The sequence below is a fragment of the Shinella curvata genome, from assembly GCF_022899935.1.
In the GTDB taxonomy this organism is placed as follows: Bacteria; Pseudomonadota; Alphaproteobacteria; order Rhizobiales; family Rhizobiaceae; genus Shinella; species Shinella curvata.
Window position 1 is genome coordinate 24,094 of record NZ_JALJCJ010000015.1, and the last position, 6,022, is coordinate 30,115.

Consider the following 6,022-nt stretch of genomic DNA (forward strand, 5'->3'; position numbering starts at 1 on the left):
CGAACATGCTCAATCAATCCAAAACCGTCGGCCTGCCGGTCTCGCGCATCGACGGCCCGCTGAAGGTGACGGGCCAGGCACGATATGCGGCGGAACATTTCGGGCCGGGCATGCTCTACGGGCATGTGGTGTCTGCGACCATCGCCACCGGTCGCATCCGCGCCATCCATACGGCAGCAGCCGAACATTTCCCGGGCGTCGTCAAGATCTACACGCACGACAACCGGCCCAAAACGGCCTACCGGGACAGCAGGTGGAAGGATGCGGTCGCGCTACCCGGTCATCCGTTCCGCCCGCTTGAAAACGACCGCGTCCTCTTCGACGGCCAGCCGGTTGCCTTCGTCGTCGCTGAAAGCCCGGAAGCGGCACGGGACGCCGCCGGGCTGGTCCAGATCGAATACCTCTCGGAGGAGCCGCACACCGACATTGTCGCTCAGCGTCACGAGAGCTACGAACCCCCCGTTCCGCGCATGAAGCAATTCATGCCGCCACCGCCAAGAGGCGATGCGGAAGCAGCATTCGCCGCCGCCGCCCACAGGGTCTCCGCCGACTATGTTCTTTCCGGGGAGCACCACAACCCGATGGAACTCTTCGCCTCCACCGTTCTCCTCGGCACGGACGGCGCGTTGACCATCCACGACAAGACGCAGGGCTCGCAGAATAGCTGCGACTATATCTGCGGTGTCTTCAGCCTCGACCCGGGCAAAGTGGTTGTGAAGAACAGTTTCGTCGGCGGCGCCTTCGGCCAGGCGCTGCGACCCAAGCACCAGCTGTTCTTCGCTGTCATGGCAAGTCTCGATCTGAACCGGTCGATGAAGGTAGAGATGACGCGACAAGACATGTTCTACCTGACATGGCGCCCGTCCTGTATCCAGACCGTGTCGCTCGCGGCCGACGCCGAAGGCCATCTGCAGGCGGTGATGCACCATGCCGTTCATGCCACATCGCGCCATGAGGACTACCAGGAGAACGTGGCGAACTGGTCGGGCCTCGCTTATAAATGCGAGAACGTCAAAATATCGTACGAGATCGCCAAGCTCGATCTCGCAACGCCAGGCGACATGCGCGCGCCGGGCGCAGCCACCGGGATGACCGCACTGGAAGCCGCCATGGATGAGCTGGCCTATGCGGCTGGCATCGATCCTTTGGAACTGCGCATCCGCAATTTTGTCCACCGCGACCAGAACCAGGACAAGGCGATCACATCCAAGGCGCTGCACGCCTGCTATCGTGAAGGCGCGGCGCGGTTCGGTTGGGCGGAGCGGTCTGCCGCGCCGCGCTCCATGCGCGAGGGCGACGATCTCGTCGGCTGGGGCATGGCAGGCGGCATCTGGGAGGCGATGATGTCGAAGGGTGAGGCGAAGGTCCGACTGTCGGTCGATGGCAGCGTAACCGTCAGCGCTGCCGCCTCCGATATCGGCACCGGCACCTATACGATCCTCGGCCAGCTCGCGGCGGAAGCCTTCGACTGTCCGGTCGACGCCGTGAGCGTCGAGATCGGCGCATCCGACCTTCCCAAGACTGGCGTCGAGGGCGGCTCTTGGACGGCTGCGACCACAGGATCGGCCGTGCAGGCGGCCGCGAAGGCGGTCATCAAGACGCTTCTCACGCATGCGCAGTCTATGGAGAACTCGCCGCTTAAGGAGGCGAAAGTGCAGCAGGTCGAGATTGCGGAAGGCCGCCTCGTCCTGGAAAGCAATCACCAGATCGGCGTTTCAATGGTTGACATCCTGGAGGCGGCGGGGCTCGAGGCGATCGAGGAACATGCCAAGGTCGGCCCGGATATGCTGACCATGATGCGATATGCCTCCTACAGCCATTCGGCGGTCTTCGTCGAAGTGAAGGTGGACGAGGAGCTTGGCATCGTGCGGGTCACCCGCGTCGTGAGCGCCATCGGCGCCGGACGCATCCTTAATCCCAAGACTGCCCGCAGCCAGATCCTCGGCGGCATCGTGATGGGGATAGGCATGGCGCTTCACGAGGAGGGCATGATCGACCATCGCACCGGCCGGATCATGAACCACAATCTCGCCGAATATCATGTGCCCGCCCATGCGGATATCCGCGACATCGAGGTGATCTTCGTGGAGGAGGACGACGACATGGCAAGCCCGATTGGCGTCAAGGGCCTCGGCGAGATAGGCATCGTCGGTGTTGCCGCGGCCGTGTCGAACGCGGTTTTCCACGCCACAGGGAAACGCATCCGTACCCTGCCGATTACTGTAGACAAGATTCTCCAGAGCGAGGCCGTTTGATGACTGAGCGCCTTGCCATCACGCCGCTCCGCTACCGTCCCGACGTGGAGCAGATCGAACCCGATGAACCGCAAATCGCTCGCGACCTTGCCGAGACCATGCTGTCTATCGCGCAGAAGACCTATGCCGATAGCGGCCACGCAATGCGATGCGTCCACGCCAAGAGCCACGGCCTGCTTGCGGCGCGTCTGGAGGTGCTCGCTGATCTGCCACCGGAACTTACTCAGGGCATTTTCAGCAAATCACAGTCTTATGCCTGCGTCATCCGGCTTTCAACGACGCCCGGTGATCTGCTGCACGATAGCGTCTCGACGCCGCGCGGTATGGCTTTGAAGGTTCTTGATGTCGAGGGTGCCCGGCTGCCTGGCTCCGAGGGATCATCCAACCAGGACTTCGTGCTGGCCAACGGCAAGGAGTTCAACTCACCAAGCGGAGAGGCGTTTCTGAAGAATCTCAGGATGCTCGCTTTGACCACCGATCGGATTGAAGGCCTGAAGGAGCTTATCTCGAAGGTATTCAGGGGCATGGAATACATTGTCGAGGCTGTTGGTGGCCAGAGCGCGATGCTGAAAGCGCTCGGAGGAAATCCGCCAACCCATATCCTTGGCGAGAGCTTCTATTCGCAAGTGCCCATTCGGTATGGCGACTATGTTGCGAAAGTCGGCGTCGTACCCGCCTCGGACAATCTCCGGGCTCTCGCAAATGCACGGCTCGATATCGGCAAGGACTCAAACGCCATACGCCATGAAGTCGAGCACTTCTTCGCCGAGGATACGGCAATCTGGCATCTACAGATCCAGCTTTGTACCGATCTTGATGCGATGCCCGTCGAAGGCATCTCTCCCTGGGATGAGAAGACCAGCCCATTTATCACAATCGCCCGGATCATCGTGGATCCCCAACAGGCGTGGAACGAAGAGCGCTCCAACACGGTCGATGACGGCATGCGGTTCGATCCATGGAACGGTGTCGAGGCCCACCAGCCGCTCGGCTCAATCATGCGGCTGCGCAAGCTGGCCTATGAGAAGTCGGCGGCATTCCGCTCTCAGCGCAATGCGACGCCGGTTACGGAGCCGTTGTCTTGTCCGTTCACGCGACGTGAGCCGGGATTGGAGGCAATTTTGCCTACAGAGAAGCGCATTCCGGCTAACCGGAACGTTCTCTCGCCTGACTGATATCACAGCAGCCAAGAATGGCGTTGGAAACGGGGAAGCCAAACGTATTAGCATCCCCGCTCCCTCGGTTATTCATGCGCCGCGATTAGTCGAGCAGTTCGTCTGGCACCTTCCCCCCGTTATCTGCCAAGGCCTTCATGAGCGCCTTATGAAGCCAGTTATTCATTCCGGCGGAATCATCCTTGTCTCCCGTAAAGCCCAACTCATCGGCCAGTTCCTTGCGCGCCAAAAGACTCGAATCCAGATCAAGCGCCTTCATCATGTCGACAATCGAACGGCGCCAGTCAAGCTTCTGTCCATTGCTTCTGACAGCAGCGTCCATGACCGCTGCAACATCCACCTGTCCCGCGGATGTCGTCATCACGGGAGCGGAATGCGCGCCCGAAAGTGTCGCGGTGACTTCATCGGGGGTTGCTGGGTCAGCCATTTTCTCCGATTCATCCCGCTTATCGGTCGCTGCAGGGGCTGTCGTGTCAGCGGTTACCGTGCTGCTGGCACCGGAGGTTACCGGTGTGCCCCCTTGGTTTTCTGCTGAACCGAAGAGTTTTTCCTTGATACGGCTGAAAATGCCCATAGACGGCTCCTTTGTGTTTGCGAAATTGAGATTAGAGAACGGCTTAGAGGTTTCAATATTCTCCTCGAAGCTCACAGAATCCCGCAGTAATGCGCCTCTTACGCGGATCGATCATCGCACACTCTCCTATTCCTGATCGACCGGCGTTCCGCTTTTGGCGTCGATATTGATTTCCACTTTCGCCTTGTCGGTCGTGCGATATTCGATCTCGTAGTAGCCGCGGTCGTTCCAAGACATCTCGATGAGGCGCTGGAAGTCCGGGCGCCGCTCCACTTCCCCCAGTATCTCCGAGGGTTTTTTGCCGTCCTCCGCCCGTGGTTTTGCGTCCTGGGCCTCCGCGGCCGCGAAAGAGATAATAAGAGCGCCGACAGCGATAGCGATTTGAGTTTTCATGTTGCTCTCCGTCACAATGATCGAAACGCCAAACGGCGTGGGTGGTCGCAGGTTCCAACGGAAGAACTGCCGGCTTGGCCGAGCAGTTGAACGGCCTACCTTACACAAAACTCGCCCAACTCGGTGTGGTAGGCGATTTGCGACGCCCGTCCGATATTGATCACCATCCGCCTCCGACCCCAGCCCGGAATTGTGAAAAACCAAGAGGTGGCGCCTATTGCTCGGCTGCGCCATGGAACTTCCCTCGGCACCACCGTCTTTCCGTACCATCGTATCAAAGGAGCGAACCATGAGACGGATTGCAATCGCAGTTCTGGCAAGCGGCCTTGCGTTTATGCAGGCGGATAAGGCCGTAGCCAGCGAAGAACAATTTCTAACGTCGCTTGAGGGAAAGTATGAAGGAAAGGGACAGGTAAGGCTGCGCACCAATCGAGGCCCGATCAATGTGACGTGCTCCTTTCGATCAACGGCAACCGAAACCACGCTTTCCTTGAATGGGAGGTGCCGCGGGCTTGTGGTTGTCTCGAGATCGATAGACGCTGAGCTGGCTCGCCACGGCGGTTCATACGAGGGATCGTACATAGGAGCGGGTTCCGGGCCAGCGACCCTTTCAGGAAAACGAAACGGAAACTCCTTGAACCTCACGATCCGGTGGGCCAAGGAGATTAACGGCGACCGTAGCGCCAAGTTGTCGGTCGCTAAATCAGGTTCCCGAGGCCTGACGTTGACGACGACCGACCGGGATCCTGCAACGGGCAAAGCAGTCGTCACGAGCAAAATCGTATTGAACCGAGTTTAGGTTTTCAGGCACATCGTACGGAATCCGCGCGAAAGGTATGAGCGGCAGTCCGTCGCCAATCGAACGATCCCGGTGGCGAAAACCGAGACGCGTGCCCCCCATTGCGGAATAGGTTCGAGAATCCGAGAAAACCTCCCACAATGACGTCGTGCCTAATTGAAATGCGGGGACGAAGAAGGGGGCAGAGCGTATTTCCGTTTCGACTCGACGACAGGAAATCCTTCCCGCTCGCTGGGTCGCTAGTTGCTCCGGCAGTTCTCCTGCTGGCCGGAACTTGCCTCATCGAGCCGTTTGAGCACATCATCGAACCTCGAATCCGCAGTTTGCTCGACGCGATACATCGACTGGAGACGGTTGCGCATGTCCAAATTTCCATAGCATGCAAGACGCGCGCGTCGTTGGCTTTCCTTTTGATGTTTGACTTGATGCAAAACAGTCTCCGATGGACGTTCTCCGGACACTGAGAACAATATCGGCACGTGGATTGTTCCGAGTCGACTTTATCAGCCAAGCAGCTCTACACTGCCGTTTAACAATCGACTTCCTTCGGAAGAGAAGCACTTACATTGCAGACGAGCCCGGAAGGAAAGGATTCTTCCATATACGTTATCCATCACAGACCTCTCGCGAAACAAAGAGGCCCGCACGAGGCGGGGCAAATGTTGAACCGAGAAAATGGCGGGTGGAGAATGATCGTCGTGCAGATATGCGTTGATACCTCATCGGAGAACGAAACAGCCCAAAATAGAGCAGGTTGCAGGTTTCAAATCCGGGTGCCAAACTCCCTTATCCAACATAGGGAGACTAGAAATGGCATGGAAATTTC

General features: G+C 58.7%; 4 protein-coding genes. 2 read left to right on the forward strand and 2 right to left on the reverse strand.

Annotation, left to right across the window (positions count from 1 at the left end; translation table 11 throughout):
- Positions 1–5 precede the first annotated feature (5 nt).
- Positions 6–2,255, forward strand: coding sequence for a xanthine dehydrogenase family protein molybdopterin-binding subunit (locus MUU55_RS28795; protein WP_244764212.1), 2,250 nt, complete (start codon positions 6–8; stop codon positions 2,253–2,255).
- Positions 2,255–3,430, forward strand: a complete 1,176-nt coding sequence (locus MUU55_RS28800) for a catalase family protein (protein ID WP_244764213.1) — start codon at positions 2,255–2,257, stop codon at positions 3,428–3,430. Before MUU55_RS28795 ends, MUU55_RS28800 begins: the two co-directional genes overlap by 1 nt.
- Before the next feature lie 85 nt (positions 3,431–3,515).
- Here the strand turns inward: MUU55_RS28800 and MUU55_RS28805 are convergent, their stop codons facing one another.
- On the reverse strand, positions 3,516–4,004 hold the full coding sequence (locus MUU55_RS28805; protein ID WP_244764214.1) for a DUF3597 domain-containing protein: 489 nt from the start codon (positions 4,002–4,004) through the stop codon (positions 3,516–3,518).
- 126 nt (positions 4,005–4,130) lie between these two features.
- On the reverse strand, positions 4,131–4,397 hold the full coding sequence (locus tag MUU55_RS28810) for a PepSY domain-containing protein (protein WP_244764215.1): 267 nt from the start codon (positions 4,395–4,397) through the stop codon (positions 4,131–4,133).
- Between the last annotated feature and the right edge of the window lie 1,625 nt (positions 4,398–6,022).